We start from the raw sequence: 14,384 nt of genomic DNA on the forward strand, positions 1-14,384 counted from the left end.
CCTCTCGGAAGATGGGAGATGTGCTCTCTAGTCTCGGTGACGGTGTTACCCCAACCAAATGTGACCTCGCCCAAGTATCTAAACACAACGGAGATAGATGAAGAGAGTACTCATTTCCAAAACTTCTCTCCCCGAGTTGGCCTGCTGTTTATTCCAGGGGCGCCCGGCCAGGGGGGCTAAAAGGCGCCAGCAACCTGCTAGCTCGATCGCCGCGCCCGGTCGACAAAAGGGCGGCTGCCTGGGAATCCTGACCCCGAGCCCGACTCTCACCCTGCGAGAGGTAACAACTTCGCCGATCCGGCGCCGGAAGAGGTGTCCCAAAACTCGGGACCTCGGGCGCACCGATGCGGACGACGGACTCGCCCAGGCAAGGGGGAATGACCATGAACGAAAGCAAGGGAAGGCTGGGAGATCTACTGCTCGGCCTGCGCCAGTTGACCGAGCAACAAATCGACCAAGCCCTCGAGAGCCAGCGCGATGCCGGCGGTCGCCTCGGAACCTGCCTGCTGGAGGTGGACGCCATCGACGAAGCCGCCGTGCTGGCCGCCCTCTCACTGCAATCTCGGCGCCCTTTCGCCTCCGCCGGCGATCTGCAGCGCATCCCCACCGAGGTGATCGCGCGGATCCCCAGCGGCCTCGCCGTCCGCTGCTGCGCCATTCCCTTCGCCGACGACGGCCGCGAGCTCAGCGTCGCCATGCTCGACCCCGACGATCTGGCCGTCCAGGACGACCTCTCCTTCGCCAGCGGGCGCCGCATCGTGCCCCACGCCGCCCTCGAGCTGCGCCTGCGCGAAGCCATCGACCGCCATTACCACCAAGCCGCGCCGCAGCGCTACCGCCAGCTCTGGGACCATCTCCATCGCCGCCAGTTCCTGTGGGACGGCTCGCGTCCCGAGATCGAGGCGCCCCAAACGGCGCCCTGGTAGGCCAACGCCGCCCCGCGGGGTAATCCTGCTACCCTCCTCGGGCCTTCGCCCGGGAACGCCACCGCTTTCGACCGCGTAGCCGATGGCCGGTGAGAGCTCCGGGCGCGAGAAACCGGCCAGGAGGGAGTGATGGCGGAACCGGATCTGAAAGACGTTCGCCGACGCATCGAAGAGATCGACCGGCAGCTCGTCGGCCTCGCCGCGGAGCGGGTCCAGCTAGCGCGCCGGGTCGCCGAGATCAAGCGCGCCGCCGGGCGCGCGACGATCGACTTCGGGCAGGAAAAACGCGTCCTCGAGCGGGCCGCCGACAATGCCGGCGCCAGCGGTCTGAGCAGTGCCGTCGCCCAGGATCTGGTGAGCCGGCTGATCGAGGCCTCGGTGACCGTTCAGGAGGAGGAAAACCTCCGTCACGCCGCCATCGGAGCCGGCAAGAGCGCCGTCATCGTCGGTGGCGCCGGCCGCATGGGCCGCTGGATGGGCCGCTTCCTCGAGACCCAGGGCTACGACACCGCGGTGATCGATCCCGCCGCCTCGGCGCCCGAGAACCGGCGCGGCGAAGACACCCTGGGGACCGCCGATCTGGTGGTCTGTGCGGTGCCGCCGCGCGGTGCCGTCGACTGGTATCGACGCTGGACCGCGCAGCCACCGGCAGGGGTGGTGGTCGACATCGCGAGTATCAAGACTCCCCTCGTCGACGCCATCGAGGGACTGCGCCGCGCCGGCGGTCGAGTGGCCTCGATCCACCCCATGTTCGGCCCCTCACGGCTACTCTTGCGCGATGCCGACGTGGTGATCTGCGACACCGGCGACGAGGCCTCGACGGGCCTGGTCGAAGAGCTCTTCCGGGCCACCACCGCGCGGCGGATCCGCCTGCCCTTGGCCGAGCACGACCGCCTGATGGGCGACCTGCTGAGCCTCTCCCACGCCACCGCCATTGCCTTCGCCGTTTCGCTGCCGGAAAACGACCATCCGGTGCGCAGCACCACCTTCCAGGCGCTCGCCAAGCTCGCCGCCGAGGCGGTGCGCGAGAGCCCCGAGGTTTACTTCGAGATCCAGGCCGACAACCCGCACTCAATCTCCTCCCTGGGCAAGCTGGCGACCGCCATCGAGCGCCTGATGGCGAGCGTCGAAGGCCGCGACGCCGACGCCTTCGCCGATCTGATGGCGGAGGGGAAACGACGCACCGCCGCCGATATCTAGCCTCCAGGGTTGCACCCGAGGGGCCGCAGGCGTAGGCTCCGGCCTGGCTTCGACAGCGTTTCGCGGGGGTGTCCTAGCGGCCCGAGGGCCGCCAGGACTGAGATCAAACCCAGGAACCTGATCCGGTTGATACCGGCGGAGGGAAGGCGAAACGAAGCCGAGACCCGCCCATGCCCCATGGCCGCTGCCGTGGTCCTCCGCCCTCTGTCCGAGAGGAGCAAGAGCCATCGTGCGTCAAGAATGGATCGAGCGCCGCCGGGGCGACGCCACCCCGACTCAGCTCTACTACGCCCGTCGCGGCGTGATCACCGAGGAGATGGAGCACATTGCTCAGCGCGAGCGCTGCTCCCCCGAGCTGGTGCGCTCGGAGGTCGCCCGCGGCCGCGCCATCATCCCCGCCAACATCCACCATCCGGAGCTCGAACCGATGGTCATCGGGCGCAAGTTCGGCGTCAAGGTCAACGCCAACATCGGCAACTCGGCGACCAGCTCGTCGATCCCGGAGGAGATCGAGAAGCTTGAGTGGGCGATCCGCTGGGGCGCCGACACGGTGATGGATCTCTCCACCGGCAAGCAGATCCACGAGACCCGCGAAGCCAACCTGCGCCACTCCTCGGTGCCGATTGGAACGGTGCCGATCTATCAGGCCCTCGAGAAGGTCGGCGGGCGCCCCGAAGAGCTGACCTTCGACAGCTTCATGGAAACCCTCGAAGAGCAGGCTCGCCAGGGGGTGGACTACTTCACCATCCACGCCGGCGTACGCCTGGCCCACATCCCGCTGACCGCCCAACGGGTCACCGGCATCGTCTCTCGCGGCGGCTCGATCATGGCGAGCTGGTGCCTGGCTCACCACCAGGAGAGCTTTCTCTACACCCGCTTCGAGGAAATTTGCGCGCTGATGGCGCAGTACGACGTCTCATTCTCCCTCGGCGACGGTCTGCGCCCGGGATCTATCGCCGACGCCAACGACGAGGCCCAGTTCGCCGAGCTCGACACCCTCGGCGAGCTCACCGAGATCGCCTGGCATCACGACGTCCAGGTGATGATCGAAGGCCCCGGCCATGTGCCCATGCACTTGATCCAGGAGAACGTCGATCGCCAGATGGAGGTCTGTCAGGAAGCACCCTTCTACACCCTCGGGCCGCTGGTCACCGACATCGCCCCCGGCTACGACCACATCACCAGCGCCATCGGCGCCGCCATGATCGGTTGGTTCGGCACCGCCATGCTGTGCTACGTCACCCCCAAGGAGCACCTCGGCCTACCCAACAAGGACGACGTCAAGCAGGGCCTGATCGCCTACAAGATCGCCGCCCACGCCGCCGACCTGGCAAAGGGTCACCCGGGAGCCCAGGAGCGCGATGACGCCCTCTCGAAGGCGCGCTTCGAGTTCCGCTGGGAAGATCAGTTCAACCTCTCCCTCGATCCCGAGACGGCGCGCGCCTACCACGACGAGACCCTGCCTCAGGAAACCGCCAAGGTGGCCCACTTCTGCTCCATGTGCGGGCCGAAATTCTGCTCGATGGAGATCACCCACAAGCTGCGGGAGTTCGCCGGCGAACGCCGGCTGGAGGTGACCAGCGCGGTGGAAACGGGGCTGGCCGAGAAAGCCGCCCAATACCGCAAGGAAAGGCTTGCCCGCGGACTGACCGGCGTCCACGGTTAGTAAGGCGGCTCCCGGCGGTGGCTCGAGGGCCCTCGCCGGGAGCGCCGGAGACCTCCTCTACCAGCTCCAGGTCACGCCGGCGTTGATCGCCACGCCACCGAGATCGATGTCGAACTGATCTTCGTCGATGGTGATGTCCGGAAAGTCGTCGCGGTCGAACTCGACCGTCGCTTCGACGGTGCGGTACATGGCCTCGGCGAAGAAGCGCAGACCGCTCTGGTCGCCGAGCTCGAATCCGAAGAGGCCGTAATAGCCACCTTCGTCGTCGACGTCGCCGGTGTCGGCATCGAGCACGTAATAGCTGGCACCGGCGCCGATATAGGGCCGAAAGCCGATCGGGCGACCGAGGTTGAAGCGCACTCCGAGCTCGACCGGCGTCACCTGGATGCCGTTGCCGGTGCGCGGGTCCTCGCCATCGAGAATGCGGTCGAAGAGATCGTCGGTTGCTTCTTCGTAGAAGGAAACCCGCGCCTCGAATTCGAGGGAACCGACCGACATCAGGCCGAGGCGAGCGCCACCGCCGATGTTCTCACCGGTGTCTTCCGTATCCCAGTAGGAGCCATAGAGGGCGACGTTTCCAGCCTGCGCCGGAGACGCCCAGAGGGCCGCGCCGAGGGCGGCCGTGAGGATCCAAATCGCTGTTTTCTTCATGGTCTTTCTCCCTTGAGGAGTTCAGAGGCGCATCCTACTCGAATTGGTGTTTCACCATCGGTGCAGCCTCTGTTCCGGACGACTCGCCGACGCCGCGACCCGGTTTCTCGCGGCCGTTTCGCGGCTCGTCATCGAGGGCTACAATGTGCCCTCCGTCGCACCATCGCCGACCCCAACGAAGCGAGACCGCCATGAAGAAAGTCCTGATTCTCGGCGCCGGCCAGAGCGCTCCCCTGCTGATCCGCAACCTGCTCGCCGACGCCCTCGAGCACGACTGGCAGGTCACCGTCGCGGACCGCGACCGCGAGGCCGCCGAGCAGCGAGTGGCGGACCATCCGCGCGGTCGAGCCATCGCCTTCGACCTCGAGGCCGATGCTGCCGAGGTGACCGCGGCCGATATCACCGTCAATCTGCTCCCACCGTTCCTGCAGGCGCCGGTGGCGGAAGTCTGCCTCGCCGCCGGCAAGCCGATGGTGTCCGCCTCCTACACGGCGGCCGCGACCCACGACCTCGACGCCGAGGCACGCCGCCGGGGAGTCCTGATCCTCACCGAGATCGGTCTCGATCCGGGGATCGACCACATGTCGACGATGGAGCTCCTCGACCGGCTGCAGGCCGCCGGCACCACGGTCGAGTCCTTCGCCTCCTACGGCAGCGGCGTGCCGGCCCCGGACTCGATCTCGAATCCGCTCGGCTACGCCATCACCTGGAATCCGATCAATGTCGCCCTCGCCGCCCGCGACGGCGCCCAGTTCCTGCGCGCCGGAAGGCGGCAGATCACTCCCTGGAACCGCATCTTCGAGGACGCCTGGACGGTCGACGTGCCGGGCATCGGCGCGATGGACGCCTACCCCAACCGCGACTCCCTGGCCTATCGCGAGATCTTCGGCCTGCACCACAGCCGCACCCTGATCCGAGGCACCCTGCGCCATGCCGGCTACTGCGCCATTTGGCGCCATCTGGTGCGCCTCGGCCTGCCCAACGACGCTCTGCCGATCCCGGGCCTCGGGGAGATGAGCTACGGCGCCCTCACCGATCTGTTCCTGCCCGACGACGTGGCCGGTGGCAGCGTCGAAGAGCGTGCCGCATCGTTCCTCGGCTTGGCCTCCGACAGTCAGGAGCTGGCGGCCTTGAAATGGCTCGGACTGTTCGACCAGGAAGCCGCCGTTGGCGGCGGCGAGACCGCCTGCGATGCCCTCGTCGCCCTGTTGCAAGACCGACTCACCCTGCCACCGGGAGGCCGCGACATGGTCATCCTGCACCACGAGCTCGGCCTCCGTCATCGCGACGGTCGGCAGGAGCAGCTGACCTCCACCATGGTCGAGTACGGGGAACCACAAGGCATCACCGCGATGGCGAAAACGGTCGGCCTGCCGGCGGCGATCGCGACCCGCCTCATCCTCACCGGCGACCTGCGCGAGAGCGGCGTGCGGATTCCGACGGAAGCGGTCTTCTACCGCCCCATCCTGGCTGAGCTGGAGCAAGCGGGGGTGCGCTTCACGGAGCGCACGGCGTAACTTCGGCCCTCAGGGAGCGACGCAGCGTCCGGCTTCGCAGCGCGCCGCTTCCGGCGGTGCCGGGCAGCGGCAGACGCCACCGCCACAGGCCAGCTCCCGGTGGCGCTCGACCAGCCGCCCTTTGAGCTCGGTGTCGAAGTCCGTCGCCACGGCGTACCAGCATCCGCCGAGGCCAGTGTCGCAGTTGCCGGCCTCGACGCGGCAGTCGGAGTCCTGCTGGCAGGCAGCGGAATCGTCCATCAGGCCTTTGTAGGCGGTGATGACCGTGTCGCAGTCGGCCAAGCTCGAGACGTCGAGGGTCTCAGCAGCCGCCGACTCGGCGCTCGGAGCGGGCTCGGCGGCGGCCGTAGCCGGGGGGGTCGAAGGAACTCCTCCGCAGGCCGAGGTGATCCCGGCCACCAGCACCAACCCGGACAACAAGCCAAGAGATGGAAGTCGCATGGCCGGCAGTCTATCGGCTCGGCTATCATCCCGCCCATGAATCTGCTTCATACCGCTCATATCCCGGCCGGCGACGGACCGTTTCCAACTCTCTTCGTTCTTCACGGCTGGGGCGCCAGCGCTCACGATCTCCTCGGCCTGGCCCCCTGGCTGCACGGCGGTGAGGCCCTCGTGCTCAGTCCCCAGGGCTCGATCCCGGTTCCCCTCGGCGGTGGCGTCGAAGGCTACGGCTGGTTCCCCCTCGACCCCGGCGGACCACCCTCCGAGGAGGTGTTCGACCAAGCCCGGCGTGAGCTTCGGCAGTTCGTCGATGGCGCCTTCGAGAGCTTTCCCATCGACCGCCGGAAAGTCGCCGTCCTGGGCTTCAGCCAGGGAGGCGTGATGGCCTACGACCTGGTGTTGGGAGCGCCGCAGGAATTCTGCGGCTTGGCGGCTCTGTCCTCTTGGCTCCCCGAAAGCCTCGCCGCCAGCCATGCTGCCGCCGAAGACCATCAGGAGCTGCCCACCCTGGTTGTTCACGGCACCGAGGACTCCGTGATCGCCGTCGAGCGCGCCCGTGAATCGCGTGAAGCCCTGCGCCCCTTCGGGGTTTCGCTGACCTACCGGGAGTTCGACATGGGGCACGAGATTCGCCCCGAGGCCCTGGCCTTGCTCGCAGACTGGCTCGGCCGTCGGGTCTTTCCCGGCTGAGGGCCGGCGTCGAGTTGCCGCAAGCTGACGATGAAAACGCCTGGCGTCCGCGATACGTAGGAATGAATGTGAGCGCGTTCCGTCCCTTCTTCGCCGCCGTCCTTCTCGCCTCGATCCTGGCGGGCTGTCACAGCCTGGAGCCACGCCAGGCCGATCCGGCCGAGGTGCGCGAGTTGACGGTGGTGATGGACCTGACCGCCGGCAAGACCTTCGCCGACGTCGGAGCCGGCCGTGGCGAGTGGGCCCTGGCTCTCGCCGAGGCGGTCGCGCCCGGCGGCACCGTGTTGGCGACGGAGGTCGATCAAGAGCGCCTCGACGAGATCCGTCAGCGCTTCGCCGCGGCCGGTCTGCGTCGAGCCCGGGCGGTGCTCGGAGACGACACCTCGACGGGCCTCGATGCGGGTTGCTGCGATGCCCTCTTGCTACGCCGCGTCTACCACCACTTCGTGGCACCGCGGGCGATGAATCGAAGCCTTTTCGAGGCCTTGAAGCCCGGTGGGCTACTCGCCGTGGTCGACTACTCGACCTACGATGGCTCGCCGATCGAGGGGGTGCCGGCAGACCGCGAGTCGCACAGCGTTCGACCGGACATCGTCGAGAAGGAAGCCCTCGCCGCTGGGTTCGAAGTGGTCGCGCACCACTCCCCCTGGAATGGGCGCGACGATATGTACTGTCTGATTCTGCGTCGACCGGCTAATTGACCAAGCCGGCCCGGCGCTGCGCTCGCATCGCCGCGAGCTCGATCCGGCAGCGATCGAGGGCCCCCGGCTCCGCCGTCAGGTAGGCTTGGAGATCCGCCAAGGCGCGACTGCACTCGCCGCGTTCGAGCAGAAGCAGGCCGCGATCTCGCCGCAAGATGCCATCCTCCGGCGCCAGCAGAAGCAGGCGATCGAGCACCGCGATGACGCGCTCCTGGTCGCCGATCTCGGAGTAGATACCGCGCAGATTGTTGAGCATGCGCAACAAGATCTCGTGATTGCTGGCGGTGCGCAGGAGACCGTCGTGGAAGGGCATCCGGCCGCCGGTCATGCAGGCCAGGAGATCCTGGCAGTCGTGGCAGTTGAGAAAACGGCCACCGTCGAAGGGGTCGAGCAGGGTCTGCCCATGGCGCACCAGGAAGTGGCCCGGGAACCCCACCCCTTCGAGCTCGACACCGGCGCGCCGGCCGACTTCCATCAGCACCAGGGAAAGGGTGATCGGGATCCCCAATCGCCGTTCGAGTACCTCGTTGAGAAAACTGTTGCGGGGATCGTAGTAATCCTCGCGGTTGCCGCGGAATCCACTCTCGACGAACAGGAAGCGATTGAGGCGCTGCAACCTCAGGAGGGGATCGTCCTCGACCTCGGCGAGAGCTCCTCGGGCAGCGTCGGCGAGCCCATCGAGGCGGCGTAGCTGGTCCTCGATATCGAGCTCCGGATACTCCTCGGCAGCGATCAGCAATGCCCCTTCGGCGAGGTCGATCTGGCCGTCCGGTCGTGCGACCAGACGGGCGAATCGCTGGCGGCTCGCTGAGCTGTCCCCGAAATTTTCCATAGTGGTGTTCCGGCCCCGGTCGGTCCAGAGCCCGGCATTTTCCATCTCCGACGCCCTGAGAGCAAAATGCCATCGGCTGCGCTCTCGGCCCCGGGCGTCCGGTTCGTCCTCCTGTGGGAACGAATTCCGTGCCGCCACGATTCCCGAGGGCTCGAATCCCCCGGCGGCCAGAACTTCGCTCGAGCGGCTACTCGATCACTGCATCGGCCTCGATCTCGACCAGGAAGTCAGGCGCGATCAGGGCTTTCACTTCGACCATGGTGGTCGCCGGCGGATGATCCCCGAAAACCTCTCGATGGGCCTCGCCGATCTCGCTCCAACGACTGATGTCGGTGACGAAGAAGCGAGTGCGGACGACCTTCGAGAGATCGGCTCCGAGCTCCCGAAAGGCCTTGTCGATCAGCTCGAGACAGCGCCGCGTTTGCCGCAAAGGATCGTCCGGGAACAGACTCTGCCCGTCATCCCCGACCGCGACCGTGCCGGTGACATAGATTTGCCCCGCCGCCTTGATGGCGCGGCAATAGCCCACCTTTTGCTCCCACGGAGCTCCCGAGAAGACGCGCTCGAAGGCCATTCACTCCCTCTGGGGCCTGCGCCCCGGCCGTTGACTCGGCCCATGCTATCGCCAACGCCGAGGCGCACGACATCGGTCAGGGTCAACGACCGATAAAACGAGAGATAAAAAGGAATGAGGGACGGAGAGGGAGCGCCCCTCGAAGATGCCGCTCCATCCCAGCGAGCCCCTCTCCCCGAAGCGTCTCGGGGAATCGGCGCTGCCGGGACCGATCCCCGCCTCAGGCGGCGGGCGCGAACAGCAGGACGCCGCCGACGAAGAGTCCGAAAAGGGTGAAGAAGCCGCCGCTGATGATGGCGAACCAAGCCCGCCCACGGCCACCGACGGCGGGACGCTGCCGGAGATCGCGCAGGGCCATCAGCCCACAGAGCAGGGCGATCGGGGCCGGAATCAGAAAGATGGCGAAGAAGGCGAGATAGCCGGCGGCGATCGCCCAGGCCGAGCGTCCGACCGGAAGAACCGCCTTCATGATCTCGTTCGAGGCTTGACTCATGGTTTTCCCTCCCATCAACACATCAGTGAATAACCGGCCCCCAGCGGGTGCCGGCAAGGAGCCGCGACCACCGCTCGCAGCCGCGAGGCGCAACCTACGCCCTTTCCAGCGCCATTTACCATCGAATTCGCTCATCTAATCCGAGGTCGCTCCGGTTCGACGGCGGCAGACCGCGGGCCGCTCAGCGGCTCAGGCCAGCCGCGGGCAACTTCGGACGCTCGCTCTCGTATCGCATGGGCACCGGCGGCACCAACTTCGATGGCTCGCATCACGGCGCCCCCGTCCGGCGTCCGCGGGCAGGAGTAGAATCGCAGCTGCCATCAGACCTGAGGAGATTGTCCGACATGAGCTTCCGAGCCCCCTTCCTTTCCGCCCTCTGCCTGCTTCTCGGCGGCCTGCTCACGACACAGCCGGCGACGGCCCAATATCAGCAGCCGCAACAGGACCTGGTCGATCTTCTCGACGCACCTCTCACGCCGCGGCTGCGCATTCATCCCCAGGGCCGGGCGGTGGCTCTGCTCGATCGCCCGAGCCAGCCCACCATCGCCACCCTCGCCGAGCCGGAGCTGCGCCTCGCCGGCATCCGGGTGAAGACGCGCAGCAACGCGCGCAGCTGGACCCTCTACTCGCGCGGCATCACGCTGGTCGATCTCGAAGGCCGCAGCCGGCCGGTCACCAGCCTGCCGCCGGATGCCCACCTCGAGAATTTCCGCTGGTCACCGGATGGCGAGCACTTCGCCTTCACCCACACGACGGCCGACGGCCTGGAGCTGTGGACCGCCTCTCTCGCCGACGCCGAGGCCCGGCGCCTCACCGGCCCGATCCTCAATCTCGCCATGGCGCGCGGCATCTCGTGGCTGCCGGACAGCTCCGCCCTGGTCACCACCGTGCGGCCGGCGAACCAGCGTGCGGTGCCGAGCGCGCCGACCGTGCCGAGTGGACCGGTCATTCAGGAAACCACCGGCAAGGCGGCACCGGCCCGCACCTACCAAGACCTCCTCAAGAGCCGTCACGACGAGGCTCTGTTCGATCACTACTTCACCTCTCAAGTCGCCCGGATCGGTCTCGACGGCAAGGTCGAGCGATTGACCGACCCGGCAATCGTCTGGCAGGTCGATCCGTCGCCGGACGGCCGCTACCTGCTCCTCGAAACCCTCCACCGGCCCTACTCCTACCTGGTGCCGGCGTTTCGCTTCCCGCGCCGCATCGCGATCCTCGACGGCTCTGGCGAAGTCGTCCACGAGCTCGCCGACCGGCCGCTGATGGAGGGTGTGCCGACGGCCTTCGGCAGCGTCGTGACGGGCCCCCGGCAGCCGATGTGGCGAGCCGACGTCGACGCCTCCCTGGCCTGGGCCGAGGCCCTCGATGGCGGCGATGCCGGCGCCGAAGCGAAGCTGCGGGACCGCCTCTACCTGCTCGCCGCACCGTTCACCGGCGAGCCTCAGAAGCTGGCCGACCTCGAGCTGCGCTTCAGCTCCGTGCAATGGGGCCACGACGACCTCGCCCTGGTCAGCACTTGGTGGTGGAAATCGCGCCAGACCCGCGCCTGGCGGGTGCATCCGGCCTCGCCGGCCAAGGCTCCGAAGCTGGTTCACGAGGGCTCCTTCGAGGATCGCTACGGCGATCCCGGAGAGCCGGTGATGCAAGCCAACGCCCGCGGCCGCCAGCAGCTCCTCACCCTGGACGACGGCAAGTCCCTGGTGATGATCGGGGACGGCGCGTCGGAAGAGGGTGATCGTCCGTTCCTCGATCTCTGGAACCTCGACAGCGACGAGAAACAACGACTGTTCCGCTCCCAGGCACCGCACTACGAGCGCCCCCTCGACATCCTCAGCGCCGATGGCCAGCGCTTCCTGACCCTGCGCGAGTCGGTCGAAGAGCCGCCCAACCTGTACGTGCGCGATCTGACCAGCGATTCGCTGCAGCAGATCACCGACATGCCCCACCCCACCCCGCAGCTCCTCGGCGTGTCGAAGGAGCTGATTCGCTACCGGCGGGCGGACGGCGTCCAGCTCACCGGCACCCTCTACCTGCCGAAGGGCTACGAGGCCGAGCGCGATGGCCCCCTCCCCACCATGCTGTGGGCCTATCCCCAGGAGTTCAAGAGCGCCGACGCCGCCGGCCAGGTGACCGATTCGCCCCATCGCTTCACCCGCATCGGTTGGTGGTCGCCGATGCTCTGGCTTACCCAGGGCTACGCCGTCCTCGACGACCCCACTCTGCCGATCATTGGCGAAGGCGACGACGAGCCCAACGACACCTACGTCGAGCAGCTGGTCAACGGCGCCGCCGCGGCGATCGACGAGCTGGTGCGACGCGGCGTCGGCGATCGCGACCGGATGGTCATCGGCGGCCACTCCTACGGCGCCTTCATGACCGCCAATCTGCTCGCCCACTCCGACCTCTTCGCCGCCGGCATCGCCCGCAGCGGCGCCTACAACCGCACCCTGACGCCCTTCGGCTTCCAGGCCGAGGAGCGCTCCGTGTGGCAGGCGCCGGAGATCTACTTCGCCATGTCGCCCTTCATGCACGCCGACAAGGTCAACGAGCCGATCCTGCTGATCCACGGTCAGGTGGACAACAACTCCGGCACCTACCCGATGCAGAGCGAGCGCTTCTACAACGCCCTCAAGGGCCTCGGCGCGACCGCCCGGCTGGTGATGCTGCCGCACGAGAGCCACGGCTACCGCGCCCGCGAGTCGATTCTCCACATGCTGTGGGAAACGGAGCGCTGGCTCGACACCTACGTCAAGAACAAGCCCCAAGACGAGGCCCAGGCCGCCGCCAGATGACGATGCGCCCGAAGCACCCGCGGCGGCGCCTCGGCCGCAAGCGATATCTCTTCCTGATGATCCTGTTCGCCAGCATCTGGGTGATTCGGGATTCCGGCTGGCTTTCCCGCGGCGGCTCCAGCACCGCCGGCCCGGAAAGCGGTGCCGGAGCCATCGCCGAGGCCTACCAGGGGGAACGTTCGGGCCTGTGGGTCGAAGCCGGCGGTGAGGTCGTGCGCCGGCTACCGGACGACCTCCAGGGCTCCCGCCACCAGCGCATGATCGTCCAGGTGACCCCCGAGCAAACCATCCTGCTGAGCCACAACATCGACCTCGCCGACCGCCTCGACATCGCCGTCGGCGACTCCATTCGCTTCCGCGGCAGATACGAGTGGAACGACCGCGGCGGGGTCGTCCACTGGACCCACCACGACCCCGACGGTCGCCACCAGGGCGGCTGGGTCGAGATCGACGGTCAGCGCGTTCGCTAGCAGGCTGCTGAAAAAGCCGCGTGGCGGCTTATTCAGCGCCTGCTGTTTGTTTCAGGGGCGCCCGGCCAGGGGGGCTAAACGCGCCCCCCTCAGGCCTTCGCGGCCCGGCTTCGCACATGTCGTGCGCCTTCACCCCCGTCCAGGGCGGTCCGTCCTCGGCGCCGAAGGCGCCGCCTCGCCCGCTGGGCTCGGGAACTCTTGAGTACCAAAGATGCGCCGAGTCAAGACTTTTTCAGCAGCCTGCTAAACGACGCCGGCGTAGGCGGAGAGGGCCGGCTGGCCGCCGAGGTGGGCGTAGAGCACCCGCGAGCCGGGGGCGATCTCGCCACGTCGCACGAGATCCATCAGGCCGGCCATCGACTTGCCCTCGTAGACCGGATCGGTGAGCATGCCCTCGAGGCGAGCGCAGGTGTGGATGGCGGCGATGGTCGTTTCATCGGGCACCCCGTAGACACCACCGCTGTAGCCGTCGACGACCTCGATCTCGTCGGCACGCAGGGCGCGGCCGAGGCCGATCAGGTCGGCCGTCGAGCGGGCGATGCGCTCGACCTGGGAACGGGTCTGGTCGAGGGTTGCGGAAGCATCGATCCCGATCACCCGCCGGTCCGGCCGATCTTCAAGGGCAAAGCCGGCGATCATTCCGGCATGGGTCGATCCGGTGACGGTGCAGACCACGACGGTGTCGAAGAAGAGACCGAGCTCGGCCTCCTGCTGCGCCACCTCCCGCGCCCAGCGGGCGAAGCCGAGACCTCCCAGCCGATGGTCCGAAGCCCCCGCTGGAATCGCATAGGGCTTTCCTCCCTCGGCCTGCACCGACTCCAGCGCCGCCTGCCAGCTATCGCGGATCCCGATGTCGAAGCCGGCGCTGTCGAAACGACTATCGCCGCCCAGAATGCGGGTGAGCTGAAGATTGCCGACCTTGTCGTACACCACGTCCGGCCAGTCGACCCAGGCCTCCTGCACCAGCACCGCCTTCAGGCCCAGATGAGCCGCCACGCCGGCCACCTGGCGGGTGTGATTCGACTGCACTCCGCCGATCGAAACCAGCGTGTCGGCGCCCTGCGCCAACGCCTCCGCCACCAGGTACTCGAGCTTGCGCACCTTGTTGCCGCCAAAGGCGATACCCGAGTTGCAATCCTCCCGCTTCGCCCAGACCTCCACCTCGCCGCCGAGATGGGCGCTGAGGCGCGGTAGGGGGTGGATCGGCGAGGGCCCGAAGGTCAGCGGATGGCGGGGGTAGTCATCGAGGCTCATGGCAACAACCTCACAGGAGAGCGGAATCGCGGAGGCGCCTGACAGCAGAGTCCGGGGGTGAGGCCTCGTCGGCCGCACCGCACGACATGTGCGTGCGGTCCGGGCCGCGTAGGCGAGGGGGGCTTGAAAAGCCCTACATGCCAGGTGATTCCTAATTTGAAGCAAAGAATCGGACCG

At 67.5% G+C, this 14,384-nt stretch carries 14 protein-coding genes and 1 riboswitch; of the genes, 8 read left to right on the top strand and 6 right to left on the bottom strand.

The window, feature by feature from the left end:
* Positions 1–383: 383 nt before the first annotated feature.
* The 3 genes from AAF604_13630 to thiC all read left to right on the top strand — a co-directional run bounded on the left by AAF604_13630 (position 384) and on the right by thiC (position 3,792).
* The gene (locus AAF604_13630) at positions 384–926 is read left to right on the top strand and encodes a hypothetical protein (protein MEM7050701.1); all 543 of its coding nucleotides are present in this window, start codon (positions 384–386) and stop codon (positions 924–926) included.
* A 129-nt stretch (positions 927–1,055) separates the two neighbouring features.
* The gene (locus AAF604_13635) at positions 1,056–2,126 is read left to right on the top strand and encodes a prephenate dehydrogenase/arogenate dehydrogenase family protein (GenBank protein MEM7050702.1); all 1,071 of its coding nucleotides are present in this window, start codon (positions 1,056–1,058) and stop codon (positions 2,124–2,126) included.
* Positions 2,127–2,181: 55 nt separating this feature from the next.
* Positions 2,182–2,288: riboswitch (TPP riboswitch) on the top strand.
* 67 nt (positions 2,289–2,355) lie between these two features.
* Complete coding sequence (thiC, locus tag AAF604_13640; GenBank protein MEM7050703.1) at positions 2,356–3,792, top strand: phosphomethylpyrimidine synthase ThiC; 1,437 nt, start codon at positions 2,356–2,358, stop codon at positions 3,790–3,792.
* Between the two features lie 57 nt (positions 3,793–3,849).
* Here the strand turns inward: thiC and AAF604_13645 are convergent, their stop codons facing one another.
* On the bottom strand, positions 3,850–4,443 hold the full coding sequence (locus tag AAF604_13645; GenBank protein MEM7050704.1) for an outer membrane beta-barrel protein: 594 nt from the start codon (positions 4,441–4,443) through the stop codon (positions 3,850–3,852).
* A 191-nt stretch (positions 4,444–4,634) separates the two neighbouring features.
* On the opposite strand from AAF604_13645, the gene AAF604_13650 reads away from it, so the two are divergent.
* The gene (locus tag AAF604_13650; protein MEM7050705.1) at positions 4,635–5,960 is read left to right on the top strand and encodes a saccharopine dehydrogenase C-terminal domain-containing protein; all 1,326 of its coding nucleotides are present in this window, start codon (positions 4,635–4,637) and stop codon (positions 5,958–5,960) included.
* Positions 5,961–5,969: 9 nt separating this feature from the next.
* Here AAF604_13650 and AAF604_13655 read toward each other — a convergent pair whose 3' ends face one another.
* The gene (locus AAF604_13655; protein ID MEM7050706.1) at positions 5,970–6,401 is read right to left on the bottom strand and encodes a hypothetical protein; all 432 of its coding nucleotides are present in this window, start codon (positions 6,399–6,401) and stop codon (positions 5,970–5,972) included.
* A gap of 36 nt (positions 6,402–6,437) precedes the next feature.
* On the opposite strand from AAF604_13655, the gene AAF604_13660 reads away from it, so the two are divergent.
* Both AAF604_13660 and AAF604_13665 read left to right on the top strand, forming a co-directional pair.
* Complete coding sequence (locus AAF604_13660) at positions 6,438–7,091, top strand: alpha/beta hydrolase-fold protein (GenBank protein ID MEM7050707.1); 654 nt, start codon at positions 6,438–6,440, stop codon at positions 7,089–7,091.
* A 68-nt stretch (positions 7,092–7,159) separates the two neighbouring features.
* On the top strand, positions 7,160–7,792 hold the full coding sequence (locus AAF604_13665) for a methyltransferase domain-containing protein (protein MEM7050708.1): 633 nt from the start codon (positions 7,160–7,162) through the stop codon (positions 7,790–7,792).
* On the opposite strand, the gene AAF604_13670 is transcribed toward AAF604_13665, so the two are convergent.
* The 3 genes from AAF604_13670 to AAF604_13680 all read right to left on the bottom strand — a co-directional run bounded on the left by AAF604_13670 (position 7,785) and on the right by AAF604_13680 (position 9,691).
* On the bottom strand, positions 7,785–8,624 hold the full coding sequence (locus tag AAF604_13670) for a transglutaminase-like domain-containing protein (protein ID MEM7050709.1): 840 nt from the start codon (positions 8,622–8,624) through the stop codon (positions 7,785–7,787). The genes AAF604_13665 and AAF604_13670 overlap by 8 nt on opposite strands.
* A 187-nt stretch (positions 8,625–8,811) precedes the next feature.
* Positions 8,812–9,198, bottom strand: a complete 387-nt coding sequence (locus tag AAF604_13675; GenBank protein MEM7050710.1) for a RidA family protein — start codon at positions 9,196–9,198, stop codon at positions 8,812–8,814.
* A gap of 220 nt (positions 9,199–9,418) precedes the next feature.
* A complete protein-coding gene (locus AAF604_13680) occupies positions 9,419–9,691 on the bottom strand; it encodes a DUF4190 domain-containing protein (GenBank protein MEM7050711.1) in 273 nt (90 codons plus the stop codon).
* Positions 9,692–10,035: 344 nt separating this feature from the next.
* Here AAF604_13680 and AAF604_13685 point away from each other — a divergent pair, with 344 nt between their 5' ends.
* Both AAF604_13685 and AAF604_13690 read left to right on the top strand, forming a co-directional pair.
* Positions 10,036–12,483: a prolyl oligopeptidase family serine peptidase gene (locus tag AAF604_13685; protein MEM7050712.1), complete on the top strand. Its 2,448-nt coding sequence runs from the start codon at positions 10,036–10,038 to the stop codon at positions 12,481–12,483.
* Between the two features lie 2 nt (positions 12,484–12,485).
* Positions 12,486–12,953: a DUF3465 domain-containing protein gene (locus AAF604_13690; protein MEM7050713.1), complete on the top strand. Its 468-nt coding sequence runs from the start codon at positions 12,486–12,488 to the stop codon at positions 12,951–12,953.
* 243 nt (positions 12,954–13,196) lie between these two features.
* On the opposite strand, the gene AAF604_13695 is transcribed toward AAF604_13690, so the two are convergent.
* Entirely contained in the window at positions 13,197–14,207 is a 1,011-nt protein-coding gene (locus AAF604_13695; protein MEM7050714.1) for a 1-aminocyclopropane-1-carboxylate deaminase, read from the bottom strand.
* Positions 14,208–14,384 lie beyond the last annotated feature (177 nt).

The organism is Acidobacteriota bacterium (assembly GCA_039028635.1).
Classification (GTDB): Bacteria; Acidobacteriota; Thermoanaerobaculia; order Multivoradales; family JBCCEF01; genus JBCCEF01.